Annotated in this window: 11 protein-coding genes; 7 read left to right on the top strand and 4 right to left on the bottom strand. The window is 41.1% G+C overall.

The window, feature by feature from the left end; genetic code table 11:
* Nucleotides 1–179: 179 nt before the first annotated feature.
* Nucleotides 180–1,178, bottom strand: a complete 999-nt coding sequence (locus AB1Z56_RS25750) for a beta-ketoacyl-ACP synthase III (protein ID WP_309366406.1) — start codon at nucleotides 1,176–1,178, stop codon at nucleotides 180–182.
* A 306-nt stretch (nucleotides 1,179–1,484) separates the two neighbouring features.
* On the bottom strand, nucleotides 1,485–2,918 hold the full coding sequence (locus tag AB1Z56_RS25755) for a PLP-dependent aminotransferase family protein (RefSeq protein WP_426790491.1): 1,434 nt from the start codon (nucleotides 2,916–2,918) through the stop codon (nucleotides 1,485–1,487).
* A gap of 219 nt (nucleotides 2,919–3,137) precedes the next feature.
* Between AB1Z56_RS25755 and AB1Z56_RS25760 the strand changes: the two genes are divergently transcribed.
* Together AB1Z56_RS25760 and AB1Z56_RS25765 are read left to right on the top strand one after the other, a co-directional pair.
* Complete coding sequence (locus AB1Z56_RS25760; protein WP_313266840.1) at nucleotides 3,138–4,295, top strand: aspartate aminotransferase family protein; 1,158 nt, start codon at nucleotides 3,138–3,140, stop codon at nucleotides 4,293–4,295.
* 279 nt (nucleotides 4,296–4,574) lie between these two features.
* Nucleotides 4,575–4,988, top strand: coding sequence for an NUDIX hydrolase (locus AB1Z56_RS25765; RefSeq protein WP_309366414.1), 414 nt, complete (start codon nucleotides 4,575–4,577; stop codon nucleotides 4,986–4,988).
* Between the two features lie 15 nt (nucleotides 4,989–5,003).
* Here AB1Z56_RS25765 and AB1Z56_RS25770 read toward each other — a convergent pair whose 3' ends face one another.
* Complete coding sequence (locus tag AB1Z56_RS25770; RefSeq protein ID WP_309366416.1) at nucleotides 5,004–5,531, bottom strand: hypothetical protein; 528 nt, start codon at nucleotides 5,529–5,531, stop codon at nucleotides 5,004–5,006.
* Between the two features lie 114 nt (nucleotides 5,532–5,645).
* On the bottom strand, nucleotides 5,646–8,882 hold the full coding sequence (locus AB1Z56_RS25775) for an AsmA-like C-terminal region-containing protein (RefSeq protein ID WP_426790492.1): 3,237 nt from the start codon (nucleotides 8,880–8,882) through the stop codon (nucleotides 5,646–5,648).
* 66 nt (nucleotides 8,883–8,948) lie between these two features.
* Between AB1Z56_RS25775 and AB1Z56_RS25780 the strand changes: the two genes are divergently transcribed.
* The 5 genes from AB1Z56_RS25780 to AB1Z56_RS25800 all read left to right on the top strand — a co-directional run bounded on the left by AB1Z56_RS25780 (nucleotide 8,949) and on the right by AB1Z56_RS25800 (nucleotide 18,831).
* Complete coding sequence (locus AB1Z56_RS25780; RefSeq protein ID WP_309366420.1) at nucleotides 8,949–10,343, top strand: sensor histidine kinase; 1,395 nt, start codon at nucleotides 8,949–8,951, stop codon at nucleotides 10,341–10,343.
* Nucleotides 10,344–10,727: 384 nt separating this feature from the next.
* Nucleotides 10,728–13,331 (top strand): zinc-dependent metalloprotease, encoded by a 2,604-nt coding sequence (locus AB1Z56_RS25785; RefSeq protein WP_426790493.1) that lies wholly within the window; start codon nucleotides 10,728–10,730, stop codon nucleotides 13,329–13,331.
* A 19-nt stretch (nucleotides 13,332–13,350) separates the two neighbouring features.
* Nucleotides 13,351–16,689 carry a SusC/RagA family TonB-linked outer membrane protein gene (locus tag AB1Z56_RS25790; RefSeq protein ID WP_426790494.1) on the top strand — a complete coding sequence of 1,113 codons (3,339 nt, stop codon included), beginning with the start codon at nucleotides 13,351–13,353 and terminating at the stop codon, nucleotides 16,687–16,689.
* Nucleotides 16,690–16,710: 21 nt separating this feature from the next.
* Nucleotides 16,711–18,030 (top strand): RagB/SusD family nutrient uptake outer membrane protein, encoded by a 1,320-nt coding sequence (locus AB1Z56_RS25795; protein ID WP_426790495.1) that lies wholly within the window; start codon nucleotides 16,711–16,713, stop codon nucleotides 18,028–18,030.
* Between the two features lie 75 nt (nucleotides 18,031–18,105).
* Nucleotides 18,106–18,831 (top strand): LytR/AlgR family response regulator transcription factor, encoded by a 726-nt coding sequence (locus tag AB1Z56_RS25800; protein ID WP_309366428.1) that lies wholly within the window; start codon nucleotides 18,106–18,108, stop codon nucleotides 18,829–18,831.
* Nucleotides 18,832–18,924: the final 93 nt, after the last annotated feature.

Here is an 18,924-nt window from a genome sequence, read left to right on the forward strand (position 1 = left end):
ATCTTTACTTGTTCACTGCATGCCTGTGTCCTCGTGGCTGTAGTATGGTCTTTCATGATGAAGATGCTTGGAAGCGGTTTAGCAATAGAGAGTATGTTTTGGTGTGGGGTTTGTAAAGAAAAACGCCAGAAATGGTTAATTCCTGGCGTTCAATAATAGTGTGAATTTTATGACGACGCTTAAATCATCCATTTAAATATGCTGGCTCCCCAAGAGAAACCGGCGCCAAAGGCGGTTAACATGACTAAATCACCTGTATTTAATTTTTTAATATTCTGCCAGATACACAATGGGATCGTGGCGGCAATAGTGTTTCCTAAATATTCAATATTACTCAAGGCTCTGTCTTCTGGTATATTAAGGCTGCGCCCAACGGCATCAATAATGCGCTGATTGGCCTGATGGGGAATTAACCAGTTGATATCTTCAATCTGAAGGCTGTTACGTTGTAAAACGGTGTTACAGGCATCGCTCATGGACTGTACTGCATGTCTGAATACGGTCTTACCATCTTGCTTTAGAAATCTGTTGTCATTAACAGGAAGATTGCTATCGATAGGATACAAAGAACCTCCAGCCTCGATTTTCAAAAATTCTCTTCCTGAACCATTGCTACAAAGATAGGCGTCCATGATTCCGCCCTCTAAGGAAGGTTCTAGCCATATAACGCCAGCACCATCACCAAAAAGGATGTTGGTTGAACGGTCTTTTAGATCTACATAAGTGCTGATATTGTCTGCACCAACGACGAGCACGTTTTTATAACGTCCTGTCTCCACAAGCGCAGAAGCCATATCCAGGGCGTATAAGAATCCCGAGCATGCAGCATTGACGTCAAAAGCCCAAACATTCGTAAGACCTAATTTTTCTAAAATGATATTTGCTGTCGCCGGCATAGGCATATCTGGCGTCGAAGTAGCCACAATTAGGGCATCTACATCATTCAGATTTTTATGATATTGTTTCGCCAAATCGTGTATAGCTTTCACAGCCATGTCTGACGTGGCAAGATTCTCTTCTAAAATTCTCCGCTCCTTAATACCTGTACGTTTGATAATCCACTCATCGGATGTATCGCAAAACTGTTCTAAATCTGTATTCGATCTTTTGTTTGGTGGAATGTATCCGCCAACACCAGTTATTGCTGCATATGGCCTGCTGGGTATTCTCTCCGTCATAAATTAATGTACTCTATTCTCTCTCTTATTATATAGCTATCCCACTAGAAATAGCCCGTGCGTTTTTTGCGCCGTAAAACTACGGTTAATTTATGCGATTAATAAGTGAAAAAGTTGATTTTTGACAAAATAATTACGTTTTGACAACACTTTTAACTGTTTTTTACGTATTGGCTATACTAATCTTTTAATCGGTCTTGATGGAGCGGAATTAAATATTGAATGAGCTTGTTTTTTCAAAATTTTAATCTAATCAGGTGCGTCCAAATTGAAAAATAGTCTAGCAATTTTTGCCTGTCGTCCTGGTCAGGAAGAGCGTCGAGCCTGTTCCAAAAGTGCTGCCAAAATAACGATCCCTTCTTCAATCAGTTCCTCCGATAAGGATCCATACCCCAGTCGAATTCCACCAAAAACATTTCCTCGGCTGTAGTTTTCAGGATGCGGTATATGGACCGATTTTTCGGTTAGTTTTTTAAAGAGGAATGCCCAGTCGATTTGATGTTTAAAAGATAGCCAGACAGCTAGCCCCCCCTGCGGACAGGTATAATCAACATGATCCTTAAGGTGCTTATCCAATTGACTGATCATAAAATCCCGCTTCTTTTTGTAAAGCTGAGTAGCTTTTCGGATATGCCTGCGGATTGTTCCATCCTGAATCAGTTCCAGTACAGCTTGCTCCATAATATTGTCGCCCTGGATATCGATGATGTAGCGGAGATCGACAACCTGCTGCAGCAGCTGCTCGTTTCGTGTCGCAAGATAACCGATACGGAGGGCGGGAGCGACAACTTTGCTTAGTGTCCCGATGTAAACGGTATTGATCAGCTCCTGCTGGGAAGCAAGCGGATAATAAGGCGTTTGTTCGAAATGAAATTCGTAATCGTAATCATCCTCAATGATAGTGAAGTTATATTGGTTGGATAACGCTATTAATTGTGATCTTCGTTCTTTGCTTAAGGTGACAGTGGTTGGATACTGTCGATGCGGGGTCAGGTAAAGCGCCTTAATGGGACTCTTTTTCACTAAATGAGGCAGCAGTTCTTCAACGATAAGACCATCGGCATCGACGGGGATTGGAATCAATCTTGCGCCGGCTTTTTCAAAGATCTTCCAGGCCGAATGGTATCCTGGGGACTCCACAAAGATATAATCATCGTGCTGTAACAGGCACTGGGCGACCAGATACATGGCCATTTGGCTCCCTCGACTGACACAGAGATTATCTTTATTAATATGCATTTTACGTTCGATGTTAAGCATATTGGCGATTTCTTCCCGAAAATCAAGATGTCCCCGCGGATCGGCATAACCCATCATTTTCCAGCGCGCACTGCGTTTAAAAATCTGACGATAGGCCCGGCCAAGCTGTTCTACCGGTGCGATCTTGCTGTCTGGATTTCCGTCATCGAAGATAATACGTGTAGGAGGCTGATGATCCGACAATTCGTTTCTCTGTGCGATATAGAGGTTGGAGCCATAGGGTAATTGTTGTGCTACGAATATACCCCTGCGGGCTTGACTAACCAGCCAGCCTTCGCTGAGCAACAATTGAATGGCATCAACTACCGTATTCCGGTTTAAGTTTAACTGGGCGGCCAGCGATCTGCTGCTGGGCAACACTGTTCCCTTTGGCAGCCTGCCAGATTGTATATCAGCAGCAATACCATCCGCTATTTGGATGTAAATCGCTTTTGAGGAGGATCTGTCAATATCCAGTGTTAAATTCCAAGGTCTAAGCATGAGGCTATGGTATCGGGTAATTGTTCAAAGATACAATTGTTCTTCATGATTAAAATATATTGGATAGCTGCTGTTTGATCGCTGATCTGCTATTTTATTTAAGATGAGCTATTTTGTTTGTTGTCTATATGGTCTGGACCAGTAATAAATAATCGTCTTGGACTAGGAATTAGAGGTAATTTAAATAGATTTTTGAATTTTACTAATGCTAAGCGATCCATGAAACCATTTCCCGTTTTTGAGAAAGTTGATATTGCCATTGAGCATGCTCTTGGCTGCTTTGTTTACGATGACCAGCAGCAGGCCTATCTGGATATGTATGGCGGTCATGCTGTTATTTCTGTCGGACATAGCCATCCTCATGTTGTTAAACAGGTTTTACAGCAGATGAATAAAATTGGATTTTATTCGAATGCTGTAAAAAACGATTTGCAGGATCGTTTGGCCCGTCGCTTGGGCATTGCCTGTGGTTATCCCGATTACGCTGTTTTTTTTAGCAATTCAGGCGCCGAGGCAAATGAAAATGCACTGAAGCTTGCTTCTTTCCATACCGGAAGGAAGAAGGTATTGGCAATGTCCAATGCGTTTCACGGAAGAACTTCAGCAGCGGTCGCAGCGACGGACATCCGGTCAATTCGGGCACCATTAAATGACAGTGAACAATTTGTCTTTACACCTTTCAACGAGATTTCCAGTTTGAAAAGACAATTGGAAACCGAAGAATACTGTGCTGTCATTATTGAACCTATCCAAGGTGTCGGGGGAATTCATAGGGCCAGTCATAGTTTCTTGCAGGAAGTAAGAGCAATCTGCACGAAAACTGGCACCATGCTTATTTTGGATGAAATTCAATGTGGATATGGACGTACGGGACTTTTCTTTGCGCATCAGCATGCAGGAATAGAAGCTGATTTAATTACCGTTGCTAAAGGAATTGCTAATGGGCTGCCTATGGGAGCGACAATTATTTCGCCTAAAATTAAACCGGTCATCGGGCAACTGGGGACGACCTTCGGCGGAAGCCATGCAATCTGCGCGGCAGCGTTGGCTGTACTCGATGTGATCCATAATGAACAGCTGATCGACAATGCGGCAGCTGTAGGGGAATTTTTGTTGGCTGAATTGAGAAAAATGGACGGTGTAGGCGAGGTGAGAGGTCAGGGTTTGATGATTGGTGTCGAGTTTGAGAACGATATCCAGCAACTTAGAGAGAACCTCCTTTTTTCTGAAAAGATTTTTACAGGATATGCAGGACACTACACCCTCCGTTTATTGCCTCCATTATGTTTCAGCAGAGAACATGCTGTGCTATTTTTGAAGAGTCTACGGAAGCTCATACAACAAGAGAAATCATCCTTCGCTGTTTCGGTACATTGATTGCTTGATTGCTTGCTTGATTGCTTGCTTGATTGATTGCTTGATTGCTTGATTGATTGCTTGATTGCTTGATTGCTTGATTGATTGATTGATTGATTGATTGATTGATTGATTGATTGATTGATTGATTGATTGATTGATTGATTGTCCGCTCAATATTGATTTTCTGCAAAGTTTTAATGAAGAATTCCCCAGATTAGCTTTTGCGCTTTGATAAATGTCGCAAAAGAAGTAATTTCACAACAATAGTGTTTAATCAGTATAGCTTATAAACAATTCATGACAACAGCAAAATCTTTGCCTACAGCGGGTTTAGTGAGTATTAACGGGGATAAATTATTATTAGCATATAGCAACAATAGAAAGGCGTGGTATCTGCCGGGCGGAAAGATTGATGCTGGAGAGGAGGCTTTGCAATCCCTTCGGCGGGAGATTTTGGAGGAGTTAAATATCGTTCTGGATCCGGATAAAATCTCGTATTACTGTCATGTCACGGCCCCGGCATATGGGCTGGTGCCTGAAGTCATTATGGAGCAGGATTGTTTTCTATATCCATTAACAGAGCAGATCGAACCCAGTAATGAGATTGGTGCCGTTCGTTATTTTTCACACCAGGAATACCTGGAAGAATCCATCCAGGTAGTTGGCGTTTTGCATGTGTTTGATAAGTTGAAAGCCGACGGATTAATTTAATATATATTGCTGCTTCTATATTCCGTAGCCCTCATTGAGACAGCTGATACCTTTTGTGTCTTTTAAAGGAACAATTTTTTGGCTTTTGGTATCCATTCGCCATGCTTTGACAATTTTGTCAAAATATTCTTTGCTTTCATCGACCCGGCTAATGGCTATAATTTCGCTGTTTGGCTTATCACCCTGTTTGCAGTTGCATAGGCTGAGCTGCTCGTTGGGCTTCAGTCTTTGGATATTGATGGTATCCAAAATCTTATATTTGACTTTGCCTTTGCTGTCATCCGGCAATAATTCTTCCAAGATACAAACACCGTTTTTGGAATTTGTAAAATAGCCGGCAGCAAAGCGATAATCACCTTTTGTATTTTTGTCGGTTTCGATGACCGCACCGGTCGCGTAGGTATAGGACTTTAATTCAGCGATCTCATTGATCTCACGGAATACCTTGCCATATAACGGGTTTTTCTGGTCGTTAACGGTGTTGAAACTGGACCAGCTGCAGATCGATAGAACCGCAATGGGTATAATTAGTATATATCTCATAGCTCCCAATAATTAAAAACGTTGTTTAAGATAACAAAAAGAATGATTATCTTAAACAACGTTTTTAACTTAACGCTATTGTGCCGGTTGAAATTATTGAAAATAATTACCGCTTTACTTTGTCTCCGTTTCTTGCACTTTTTGAGATTCTTTATATACTTTGCTGTCCTCGTCATCCATTTCCATATCGAGGTCTTCTTCTTTGTATTTTCCCATCTTTAGGTGAAAGTTATCGGCTGTACCCGTGATACGCATCGGTATTCCAAATATTCCAAAAGGAGGGAGACCTAGTCGGAAACCCAGGTTCATCCGTCCGTCTAAGGTAACCTGACCTTCAAACCGGGGTCTGAAACCCATCATTTTCATTTTCGTACGTTCGATGGTCATCACATTATTTTTGATATGGGATTTAATAACAACTTTTTTCACTTCGCCATCTTTCAATTTTTCCTTGGAAGTAGATTGACTGATCCCATTAAGTAGTTTGAAGCCTCTGAACTTAATCTGATTTAGTGTCAGGGATCCCTCACCGACGATTGAAGGCATTACGGGTTGCATATTGCCATTCAATAGACCGCCCAATTTGTAATCCAGCGAAACGAGGCCATACGCATTTTTTGCAGAGCTGACCATTTCTCTAAACATGGGTATCTCTTTGTAGGCGCGTTGAATATCAAAGCTGTCGGCTTTTACAGCATAATCAAAGCTTGCCCTACGTGGATTTATAGGACGATAATTTCCGCTCATACCCACTTTTAGTCCCGCTAGTTCAAAGTTGGTCTTGTTCAGGATCATCTTACCATCTTTTACCTGTAAGTCGCCTTTAAAGTCTCTGATATTCATTTTATTGTACAATATCGTGTTGACAAGACCTAATACCTGAATGTCCAAATTTTTAGGTAGAAGAACTACACCACTTTCCGAAGAGCTTGCAGTTGTCGACGCGGCCGGAGAAGCAAAAACCATAAAATCATCCACATTGATTTTCCTGCTGCTGAGTGTAAATTGACCTTTTAATGGTGCTAGACTGCTTGTTGCGTAATTAATAATATTGTTGAGATATCCCTTGATGGAAATATCATTTTTAGCATAGCCAACCAAGAATTTATCAAAATTCATTTTCTCCTGATTAAAGCTGAAATTTCCGCTTTTAATTGCAATAGGCTGTGGCAGCATGTCGGACTGAACTTGGATATTTCCAATACTTAGCCGGCCACTATTTTGGAGCCGGGCATAATGACCATTGGTGGCATCGCTCTGTAAGCCTTTTAAACTGAAATCTGTATAGATAAAACCGTCAACGTTGGTGCCATCCAATGCAAAGAGTTTATAAATAGGGCCGAGATTGAGCTTACCCTTGGATTGTATGCTGTATTTGATGTTATTGAAGTTCTTGAGGTCTGCATTTAAGAAAAAAGGTTCGCCTGCAAATGTAAATGATACTGGTAGGATTTTGACATTGAGGTCCTTAAGCGAGCCTTTTTCGCTATTGACAAAAGCTTCGACCTGAATGTTTTCCATCGGGATAGGATAGTCATTTGATTTGATTAACCCATTTTTCATCGTGATGGACGTATTGGTCTCGGGAAAAATATTGCGTTTGAGATCCACGTATCCTTTTGCCATTAAGTTGATGTCAACCAGTCCAGCTAATTCGACTTGTTTAATTGGATAGAAATTCTTGATATCCGCTAAATTAACCAATGCCTTTAGATCTGAATGAACTGCGATTTTATTAAAATCTGTTATCGAAATAAAACCTTTTATATAATTGTTGAGTGCCTGCACCGAAATATCGTGTATTGATATGGATGCACTTTTTAACTGGCCATCGGGATCTTTAGCTTCAAGCTGATAAGCAATTTTTTCAAGCCCCTGTGGCAGGTTGGCCAATTTGAATTTTCCATCTATCAGTGTATTTTTGATATCAAAAGTAGGGATGGATGCAATATATTCCTGCTCGCGTTTTTGAAGTCCTACTTTACGGATAGCTTTGGCATAGGTGCCGTCGATTTTGGCATCAAGATTCCATTTTCCACCAAAAGAGAAATCTGGAAACTGCAATGAGGCGTGGAGTTTATCCAGGTCAAGGTCACTTTTTATGTTGGCATGTACCGTTACAGGATGTAGTCCTGCAATATTGCCCTGTGCATTGAAATAACCTGATGCAACTTTAAAATCAAACTGTTTGAGGTCAATATGCAGGGAATCGGGATTTAATGCCGGCAGGTCTATCCGTAATTTTGCATTCCAGTCAGTTAATGGATTGGCCGATTGTTTAAAGGCGAGATAGCCATTGTTGACCATAAGCCCCAGGGAAAGATCAGGCATTTTGTTGTTATCGACTATATAATCTCCCTCTAAATTGACGAAAACCTCAGATGTTTCTTTCACCGAGAGATCCTTGATCCAAGAAGCATAGCTGTTTGGGACTAATGAAAGCAATTCGGCCAAAGTGCTTTCCTGTGATTTTAATTTGAAATCTAGGTGATAGCCATGGGAAATAAAAGACAGCAGCCCACGGAAACGAACCGGTAATTGATTTATTTTAATATCATTTCGTTCGAAGACGAAGGATAATGTGTTGGTATTGATCCGTGTCAGTAAATTGGCATCGATCGACTTTTTGTCCACATACAATTCATTGTCAAAGGAAAATGAAAAGGATGCAATTTTCGCACGTGTATTTAAATCAAAAATATTTGACATAAGATCTCCTTTACCTTCATATTCCAGATCTTTTGCTTCGATCTGAAGGGGAATGGAACGATCTTCATAATGAAGATTTGTTTTTTCAAGCTTAATTAATTGAAAAGCCAGAGCGCTGCTTTCTGCGTTATCCTGTTTTTTAGTGGAATCCGATGGGTTTGATTTATAAATAGAATAATTGGCATTTCCCAAAGAATCGACTAAGATGTTGACCTTTCCGCTATTAACGATAAATTTGTCGATCACAATTTTGGATTTGAGCAGGCTCATCAGGTCGATGCCAAAACTGACTTGTTTTGCAGCGAGCAGGGTGTCGTTTTTAAAAGGTTCGGCCCCTTTTAGCAAAACATCATCCATCGATGCTGTAAGCAAGGGAAACTGATCAAAGAAGGTCAATCTTACTTTGGCATAATTTAACTCGCCTGTAATATGTTCGTTTACGAGTGATTTGACCTTGCTATTTACTTCATTTTCGAATATATAGGGAATAGATAATATACTGATAACGACCAATGTTATGATACTTGCAAAAACGATAGAGATTCGCTTCACAACCTTTATGAATGTTGCTTTTGACACTTTGTAATTTTTTGTGGTTACAAAAATCAGAAAATTATTATTAATCTCGGTTAAATGCCCCATTTATTTTGATTAGCTCTTGGAATATGTCGTGTTTCATTGACAAAAGGCTGAGCTAAAGCCTTTCTTATGAAGAGGTTTACGTATGCTTTGAAAATTTTCATGTATTTTTGCGGCGTGAAATTTCGATTTAAAAATGCCGAACAGAAAAATAGTATTATCCTCATTGTCTGTTTGTTTTTGTTGTTGCTGATAGGGGGAGGTTTGCTCGGTGTTATCCATCATAAGGTCGATCGTCTTAATAAACGGATCCTGATGGATTTTGCAGATGAGAATATGTTGCTGGTAAAAAAGCAGCTGGAATTGTTGCAGCAGGATATCTACCTTTCAGAAAAAAAAATACTTGATCAGTCTGCTTTTGATCCGAGCGAAAATGGCGATTCGCTGCTGGTCATTGCGCCCGTGGGGCAATCGGATCAGCAAGGCGGCCGGATGCTGACCTTGCTGCAGACCCGTACGGTACAGCATCGACTGTACCATATCTATATTGATATTGAAAAGTTAAACGCCTATTTCGCGCGGCTCAATTTTGGACGAAGAGCCTATTTTGAACTTTATGATGATAAGGGGATATGTGTGTATTCGCCGGACAATCGCAAGTGGGGGAAGCGAAAAGATGCTGAAATTACTAAACAGGGGCGAATTGTCAAGTCCGATTATCTTGAATTGGACGTCATGGTCAATGCCTACCCCTGCAATATTTTGTTTGTGGGCGGTGAAATCAGGGTATACGTCTTGTTGTTGAGTATTGAGGAAGAAATTCAGGAGCTGTTGACCTATAGTATTTTGCTTGGCGTAGGTTTGATGTTGGTGGCCATGGTGTTGATCTACTTTAATGCTATGGAAAGGCGTAAGATCCAGCAATTGAAAATGCAGTCCTTGAAACAGGAAAATGAGTATACACAAATGCGGCTGGTTCAGCTGCGGCAGCAGATTAATCCACATTTTCTATTCAATACCTTTGGATCACTCCAATACCTGATCGGAAAGGATGACGATCTTGCGAAGTCTTTTATTGGCAAGATGACAAAGGTCTATCGGAAGATGCTTCGTACAGATGAGAACGAATGGTCGTCATTGGGGGAGGAACTGGAACTGGCTAAAGCTTATTTCTTTTTGCAGCAGGTGCGGTTTGGAGCGGCATTAAGTGATATGAAGATCGATATTCCAGCAACATTATTCGCGCAGAAGATCCCGCGCTTGGGTCTGCAGATGCTCGTCGAAAACGCAATTAAGCATACCCGCATTTCGACCGAAAATCCACTTACGATTGAGGTTCTCTTCCTTGCTGAAGGAAACGTCCTGGAGATCCGCAATAACTGGCAGCCCAGACAGGGGGCAGAGCTTGAAGGCGAGGGGTATGGGCTTAATTATTTGGCATCTATCTATAGTTACTATGCGATGTCTGGTTTTCGATATGGGATAGAAGCGGGTTATTTTTCTGTATCCTTACCACTCTCATAAGCTTGAAAATAAAGAATAAAAGGTGCTGGGTTTACGTGTTCATGTTTTTATAGTACGCGTTCATACCTCTAAAATGCGCGTTCATCCCTTTGCATACTTTTGTATATAATATTTTTAACAAATTTGGCTCCTAATCTAGGAATTTTAGTTCGTGATTAGCCTAATCCTATCCGATCAAATAGCATGCGTTTTAAGTATAAATGCCTTGGGATTGACCTGCTTGGAATAGACAAAATTACTTCTAATCATGTTGGAGTAAGTTAAAATTAGCTTACAGATAATACTAGATAATAGGTCGATGATCCGTCATCACTTTTGAAAAACACAGGGAGTGCAACGAGCCCCTTTATACCTTTGAAAATGAGGGCTCAAAATATTTATTTGATGAAAAACACTTATACTAAGCTAGCCATAGGTCTTTTATTTTCCGCCGGTTTCATGCAATCTTGTTCAATCTTGCAAACTGTAGGCCTGAGAAAAAAAGAAACGGTTACTTCTGCCAAAGATTCTACTGCCAAGAAAGATTCGACAGCCGCATACGACAAATTGTTGAAAGATGCTCGCGTTGACAGTGGTATGTTTGGGGTGATCCACAAGGAAAATAATTACTATTTTGAAATTCCATTGAAAAAAATGGGGCAGGATATTCTGCTGATACAGAAGTTGTCTTCCGTTCCATTGGCTTTAAATGAGGCTGGGGTAAACAAAGGAATGAATTATGAAAATAAGGTCATCCGGTTTACACTCCGCAAGGAGAAGAAAGAGGTGTGGGTTTCGGAAATTAAGCCTCAGGTCGAAGTTCCTAAAGGTGACGCCATAGCCGCTTCAGTACACGATAATTACCGCCCTTCTTATATTGAATCTTTTAAAATTGAAAGTTATTCAAAAGATTCAAGTGCTGTTGTGATCAAAGTCAATAAGGTATTTGATGGTTCTGAGAAGAGCTTTACAGATGTATTTACTTCTTTGGGTTTGGGAACTTCACCTAAAACCAGTATCTCTACGGTTGAGGATATCAAATCCTATGCGAATAATATTGTGGTGAAATCTGTATTTTCTACCAAAGTAACCGAGGGTAATGAATCTGTACCGGTTTCTTTGGAAATTACAAGTAATCTCTACGAACTGCCTGAGACGCCTATGGTCGCACGGTTTGCAGATCCAAGAGTTGGTTTCTTTACTTCACCGCGTTGGTATTTCAATGATAAACAGCAAGAACTGGATAAGAAAAACTTGGTCAATCGCTGGCGTTTGGAACCACGTGATGAAGATAAAGCGCGCTATCTGAAAGGGGAGCTGGTAGAACCAAAGAAACCGATTGTCTTTTATTTGGATCCGGCGACACCAAAACAATGGCGTCAGGCCATTATTGATGGCGTACATGATTGGCAGGTCGCATTTGAAGCCGCCGGTTTCAAGAATGCAATTCTTGCAAAACAGCAGCCCGATAGTGTCAAATTTGATCCCGATGATGCTAATGTTTCTTCTATTGTGTATGCCGCCTCTGCTCAGGCTAATGCCATGGGGCCATCTGTTGTAGACCCGCGCTCAGGAGAGATATTAGAAGCTGATGTAATCTGGTGGCACAACGTCATGACTATTCTGAACAGCTGGATGCGCATACAGACCGGTATCGTCGATACATCAGTACGTGCTAATGTTTTTTCCGATGAGAAAATGGCACATGCCATTCGTTTTGTTTCTTCCCATGAAATCGGACACACGCTCGGATTGATGCACAATATGGGCTCTTCGGCAAGTTTCCCTGTTGATTCGTTGCGCAGCAAAAGCTTTACCGCCAAAATGGGGGGGACTGCTCCTTCCATCATGGACTACGCCCGTTTCAATTATGTCGCACAGCCTGAGGACGGCGTAGAGCAAATTACTCCCGTGATCGGTGCTTACGACAAGTATGCCATTGGCTGGGCCTACCGCTGGTACGGCAAAACACAACCTTGGGATGAAATCCCTTTGCTGAGAAAGGAAATTGATAGCCATGTACATGATCCTATTTATCATTATGGTGAACAGCAAGATTCTAAAAATATTGTTGATCCGCGGGCACAGTCGGAAGATCTTGGTGATGACGCCATGAAAGCTGGTGAATATGGTATGCTAAACCTGCGTCGCATGATGCCTAATATCATCAATTGGACAACCAATGTCGGCGATGATTATTATCGCGCGGGTAAGCTGTATATGGGTGTGGTCGGACAATGGTATGCCTATGCTGATCACGTCTTAAATAATATCGGCGGTATTTATCTGGAAAATGCTGTTTTAGGTGATCAAAAAGATGCTTATAGCCCGGTGCCTAAGGAAAAACAAGTGCGCGCTTTGGAGTACCTCAAGAAGAATGTCTTTTACATGCCCGAGTGGTTGTTCGTTCCAGAGCTGATGGCAAAAACATTTCCATTGAAAGATTCTCCGATAGGGCCATTTGAGTATGCGCCTTATAACTTACAACGTGAATTTCAATACGCTATGTTGTATAAACTGGTCAATGATGAACGTTTGCTGCGTATGGTTGAGATGGAAAATCTTTTCGGAAGTAAGAAAGCATGGAGTGCACCGGAGTTTCTAACTTCTGTACGTCAGACAGTCTTTGCTAAAACCATCGGTGGACAATCCTTGGATCTTAAAACACGGATGCTGCAACAAAACTATGTGGATGTTCTGATGGTCTCTACCAACAAATCGATGGAGAAATTAAATGCGAAGAAACTGGCAGGCGTTGAACAACTGGTTGAAGCGACACAACCTGACCTATGTTTACATCCACAACATGCATCTTCTTCACAAACTGGATTACGGAATGTACATGTCACTGGTATGATACGCACTTCCGATATGCTGACCTATAAACGTGCTGAATTATATGAGATTTACCAGTTGTTGAAACAAAAGCAGCGGACGGGTGACGCGACTACCAAATCGCATTATATGGATCTTTTATTACGTATTGCAAATACCTTAGAATTAAACTAATATATTAACATCTACCAAAATGAATAAGTTTTTAATACCGTTGACCTTCATGTGTGTGCACGTTGCGCATGCGCAGGAATCCAGAGAACTGAAAGGAAAGGTTCTGGATGCGGTCACGTTAAAACCTGTCGTGGGGGCGACGGTTGTCGTTGAAAGTTCGGCAGTAGCAGAAGATATCGGTGTACCTAATCAGGTGCAGCAGTCGGCATTGGGTTCATTGACCGATGCAGCTGGAGAATTTCGCTTAAAAGTTCCTAATAATTTAAAATATGTAACGATTAGCTATGTCGGGTACCAGCGTATTCAGGTACCGGTATTTCAGGATCATAAGACAATCTTGCTTCAGCCAAGTGGTGAATCTTTGGATGAGGTGATCGTAACAGGTTATACGGATATCAAAAAACGTAAGAATACGACGGCATACAATAAAATCAATGTCGCTGATATCAAACAAACAGGTGTCGCGTCAATCGACGAAATGTTGGCCGGTCAGGTCGCAGGCTTGCAGCTAAGTAATTTTAATGGCGGACCTAACAGCGCGCCACAGATCCGCATCCGGGGTACGGTATCACTCAATGGCACACAAGACCCATTATGGGTCATCGATGGCTTACCGATTGAAGGAGCTGAATTGCCCAAACGAATTGACAAAGACAATTTGAATAGCTTGAGTAATCTTCCGATTGCGGGTATCAATCCTGACGATATCGCCGATATTACGGTATTAAAGGATGCAGCGGCGACTTCCATCTATGGCGCGAGGGCGGCAAATGGAGTCATTGTGATTACCACAAAAAGGGGGAAATCTGGACCTGCAAAACTGCAGGTATCAGCAAATACCTTTGTGACGCAACGTCCGGATTTCGGTAAACTCAACCTGATGGATGCCAATGAAAAAGTGGACTTTGAACTCTTGATGGCCGACCGCACCGATTTAAATTATCGTACGGATAAGGGTGCCATTATGCGTATCCTAACTAAAGCAAATGCATTGGATGCTTACCGTTCGGGTGGTTTGGCAGCCTTATCACCGGAAGTACAGCAGTCGATTAGTCAATTGCGCACACAACAGACGGATTGGGGGAAAGAATTATACCGTCAGGCAGTCAATCAACAGTATTCGGCATCAATTTCAGGCGGTAATGACGGACACCGCTATTATTTGTCTAGCGGTTTTTATGATGAGAAGGGAGCAACAAAAGGAGCAGATCTTCGTCGTTATTCTTTGACATTAAATAATGACTTCAATATTAACGACAGATTCAAAGCTGGAATCAATCTATTAGGATCCGTTTCAAATAGGCAGAACCCAATCCAGGATGACGATGCCTTTACTAATCCTAGTAATTATATGCGTTTGGTTAATCCATACTTGACTGTACGTGATCAATCTGGTAAATACAATTATGATCCGGATATTGAAGGCTATGAAAAAGATACCTATATTCCTTTCAATGCTATAGAAGAAAGGGAAAATACTAAATATACTTTAACGAATAAGGCACTGAAAGCGATTGGTTACTTGGAATATACTATTATTCCACAATTGTCATTACGCTCCGAATTTGGTTTGCAGTTTGATGAAAACAGCACAGAAAAATTTGCCGATCAGGAAAGTTATAATACCCGCAAGTTGCGGGCTTCGACGCGGTATTACGATTCTGCAACTAAAACGTATAAATATTTCTTGCCTACAGGAGGTAAGATCGAAAATATCAATAATAGTATCTTCCAATATAATTGGAAAACTTACCTAAAATATAACAAAACTTGGAACGACAGACATGAGCTGGAATTGATGGGAGGAACAGAGCTGCGCCGTAGTACGAATAAAGCAGTATCAACCAAAGGTTTTGGCTACAATCCAGCGACTTTAACTACACAAAGTATTGTTTTTCCAAATAGTAATGATCAAACAAACTCCAAATTCCTTCAGTATAGTAAGGGATATATTGAGAACTCATATGCCTCTTTTTATGGAAATGCGACCTATACGTTTGATCGTAAATACAACGTCAATGGTAGTATTCGTTATGACGGCTCAAATATGTTCGGTGTAGATCCGCAATATCGTTTCTTACCAATCTGGTCTTTGTCCGGATCCTGGAACGTACTTGAGGAGGATTTCATCAAAGGAAAAACGGCGTTATCGGATCTCCGTTTACGTGCTTCCTACGGTATTCAGGGCAATGTGGATCGGAATACCTATCCATTTATTGTTGGAGAGTATAAAAATGCAACTATACTTCCAGGTTATCCCGAAGGTTCTGTGGTGGTTGGTATGCCTGCCAATGATAAATTGCGATGGGAACGCACACAATCCTATAATGCTGGAATTGATCTGGGGCTGTGGAAAAATAGGCTGAACATTACTGTTGATTATTATAACAGGAAAAGTTCCGACCTAATTGGCTTCAGCGCATTGCCTCTGGAAAATGGATTCCAAAATGTGCAGGTTAACTGGGCTTCAGCACGTAACCAAGGTGTAGAATTGACGATTTCAAGCCGTCAGATTCAGACAGATAAGTTTTCTTGGTCAACGGACTTTAATATCGCACATAATGACAATAAGTTACTGAAGGTTATGAATGATCCGAAGGCTTATGCACCAGAGGCACAGGAAGGGCGCCCAATCAGTGGCCTATATGTGCTGGAAACAGCTGGACTGGATAAAGACGGTGTGATGCAATTTAGAAATCAAGATGGATCGGTTTCAAGCTTTGAAGAGTTTTATGGTTTATACGATCCTTGGGCTGATTTCTTGCCGGGTTATATGTCGCAAACCGACATGACAGCTGCAGAATACCGTTCTAAATTTAAGTACAAAGGCAGTAAAGATCCGAAGTTTATCGGTGGTATGACCAACCGTTTCCGTTATGCTAACTTTGACTTGGCGATTTCAGCTGTCTTCAATCTGGAGCGTTGGGTAAGCCGTACACCGACTTATAATCCAGCGAAGGTCGACCGCGGACAGAATTATACAACAGATCTTTTGAATGCCCTACAAAAGGGTGGTAATATGCCTGCTTTGGGAAGTATAAGTTCTGAATTAAATGACCGCTGGATGGCCTACGCGTGGTTGGAGAGTAATGATCCAATCAATTCATTCAGCCAGTATGATATTTGGGCTAAGAAAATGAGTTATGTCCGTATCAATAGCGTACGTTTGGGATATACACTACCTCCTGCACTAAGCAAAAAAATTGGTGCAAACAACTTGCGTGTGAATGTAGAAGGGCGTAACCTTTTTGTTTTCGGAGCGAATTATGAAGGATATTTTGACCCAGAAACTTATGGTAACTATTATGCACAGCCGATCAGCAAATCGTTTGCCTTTGGTCTGTCAGCAAGTTTTTAATTCTTTTAATTGATTTATAAAATGAAAAAGATAATTTATTTTGGAATGATCATGACAGCGAGTGCATTGACATCCTGCAATAAATATTTAGATATACAACCGGTTGGAACAGTTATTCCTGCCACGGAAAGCGATTTTAGGGGATTAATGACAAGTAGCTACGTAGGTTTTCCTGCACATAAGTCTTATTTGTCCCTGCGTACAGATGAACTACTTATAGATGAGAGTTCTACAGATGCCTCTAGTATTAAGGATGTCTACCTGTGGAACGATCAAAACCCTGATCCCGCAACAATTGCTTATCCTTATTTGGCATTTTACAATAGTATTTTTTATAGCAACCAGGTCATCAGTACAATTGATGAGAAATTAGGACGTAATGCCACGGTAGATCAGATTAAAGGCGAAGCCTACCTGATGCGTGCCTATGCTCATTTTGAGTTGTTAAATCTTTACAGCGAGGTCTATTCAGCGAGCAATGCAGGGCTTCGGGGTGTTCCTTTATCGACCAAGATCGACCTGGAACAACGTTTTGTTCCTGCGACTATTGGAGAGTCCTATGAGCAGATTCTGACCGACATGGAAAAAGGGACAGCTTTATTGACTGTGGATGATCAGGCTAAAGGCGTTAATTATCGCTTTAGCAAGCGCGCTGCGCACGCGATGGCGTCACGTGTTCATTTGTATCGCGGAGAGTGGCAGGAAGCAATTGATGCTGCTAAAAAAGCTTTGGCTATAAATGATAAATTGGTTGATTTAAATGTTGCTGGAAGTCAACTTCCGAACGATTTTGAATCGGTAGAGATGATTATGGCTTTGGAAAAAGTATCTGTTCCCGGAGTACGTACGAGTTCTTTTATTGCACCGACATTGTTAGACAGTTATTTAGCAGGCGATTTAAGAAAAGGGCGTTACTTCCAAAAGAGCGGCGGCGATTATGTATCCCTCAAAGGTGGTGACAATCGTTTCAATGTAAGTTTCAGAAATGCTGATCTTTATTTGACTATGGCGGAATGTTACGTTCGTCTGGGAAATACAGCTGAAGCATTGAAATATCTGTCTGCATTAAAGAAAAATAGATTTACCGCAGATGCATATACCAAAGAAACTAAAGCTGATGCAAGTTTATCAAAGGAGCAATTGCTAGATGCGGTTGTGCTGGAGCGCAAACGTGAACTGGCGTTGGAGGGACTACGTTGGTATGATCTGAAACGGACGACAAGACCGACGATCACCCATAGTAGCTTCGGCAGAACAGTAACCCTGCAGCAGAATGATCCGCGTTATGTGATTCGCTATCCACAGGAAGCCATCAACAATAATCCCGATCTGTTGAAATAATTGATTTTTTTTAAATCCTATATATATTAATCCATTTTCTTTTTAAGGAAATGGATTTTTTATTACATTCAACCCATGGGATGGAAAATACTGATAGTAGAAGACGAAGATTGGGCTTTTGTAGGTTTAAAGGAAATGCTGACAACGCTATACGGCGAAACTGTATTGACTTTTTCCAATGCAAAAGAGATTCAGGAGGCTGTGGTAGCGATCAATAAGCAGCATTTTGACCTGATTTTCATGGATATCCACCTCATGGATGGACTGAGCTTTGAGATTTTCAAGCAGGTGACTATCGATGTTCCACTTATTTTTACAACCGCTTACGAACAATATGCCTTGGAGGCTTATCAAAACAAGGGTTATGCCTATTTGTTAAAACCATTTGACAGCGATGAGCTGGCACAGGTAATGAATCGTATCGAACCGCTACTACCCAAAGTCGAACCTCGGCTTAAACAGCGTTTTCTAGTGAAATATGGCAATTTTTTAAAATCGCTTGCCATTGCTGATATTGCTTATTTTATGGCCGAAGACAAAGAATTGTACGCGGTCGAAAAAGATTCCGGCATCGCTTATATTATTGAAGATACCATCACCCATCTGGTCACACAGGTAGACCCAATGGTCTTTTTCCAGATCAATCGAAAATTTCTCGTTCGGATCGATGCGATCCAGTCCATGTTAAAGATTAGCAGAAATCGGATCAAGTTAGAATTAATACCAGCGACCCCCGAAGGTATTGTCGTCATTGTCAGCGAAGAACGCTCCCCAAATTTTCAAAGATGGCTTGATCAATAATAGTAAGTTAGCTAACTAAATAATTCTTTTTCTAAGATTTTCTTAAATTAAATAGCTTTTTAATAGTGTTTTTCTGTTTTTTTAACAAAATCT

The sequence above is a fragment of the Sphingobacterium sp. WOUb80 genome (assembly GCF_050058145.1).
Taxonomy (GTDB): Bacteria; Bacteroidota; Bacteroidia; order Sphingobacteriales; family Sphingobacteriaceae; genus Sphingobacterium.

Bases quoted from the DNA above. Each gene is read 5' to 3' on its own strand.
- AB1Z56_RS25790 (WP_426790494.1), top strand. From the start codon at position 13,351: ATGAATAAGTTTTTAATACCGTTGACCTTCATGTGTGTGCACGTTGCG.
- AB1Z56_RS25760 (WP_313266840.1), top strand. From the start codon at position 3,138: ATGAAACCATTTCCCGTTTTTGAGAAAGTTGATATTGCCATTGAGCAT.
- AB1Z56_RS25795 (WP_426790495.1), top strand. From the start codon at position 16,711: ATGAAAAAGATAATTTATTTTGGAATGATCATGACAGCGAGTGCATTG.
- AB1Z56_RS25800 (WP_309366428.1), top strand. From the start codon at position 18,106: ATGGGATGGAAAATACTGATAGTAGAAGACGAAGATTGGGCTTTTGTA.
- AB1Z56_RS25775 (WP_426790492.1), bottom strand. From the start codon at position 8,882: ATGGGGCATTTAACCGAGATTAATAATAATTTTCTGATTTTTGTAACC.
- AB1Z56_RS25780 (WP_309366420.1), top strand. From the start codon at position 8,949: ATGAAGAGGTTTACGTATGCTTTGAAAATTTTCATGTATTTTTGCGGC.
- AB1Z56_RS25770 (WP_309366416.1), bottom strand. From the start codon at position 5,531: ATGAGATATATACTAATTATACCCATTGCGGTTCTATCGATCTGCAGC.
- AB1Z56_RS25750 (WP_309366406.1), bottom strand. From the start codon at position 1,178: ATGACGGAGAGAATACCCAGCAGGCCATATGCAGCAATAACTGGTGTT.
- AB1Z56_RS25755 (WP_426790491.1), bottom strand. From the start codon at position 2,918: ATGCTTAGACCTTGGAATTTAACACTGGATATTGACAGATCCTCCTCA.
- AB1Z56_RS25765 (WP_309366414.1), top strand. From the start codon at position 4,575: ATGACAACAGCAAAATCTTTGCCTACAGCGGGTTTAGTGAGTATTAAC.
- AB1Z56_RS25785 (WP_426790493.1), top strand. From the start codon at position 10,728: ATGAAAAACACTTATACTAAGCTAGCCATAGGTCTTTTATTTTCCGCC.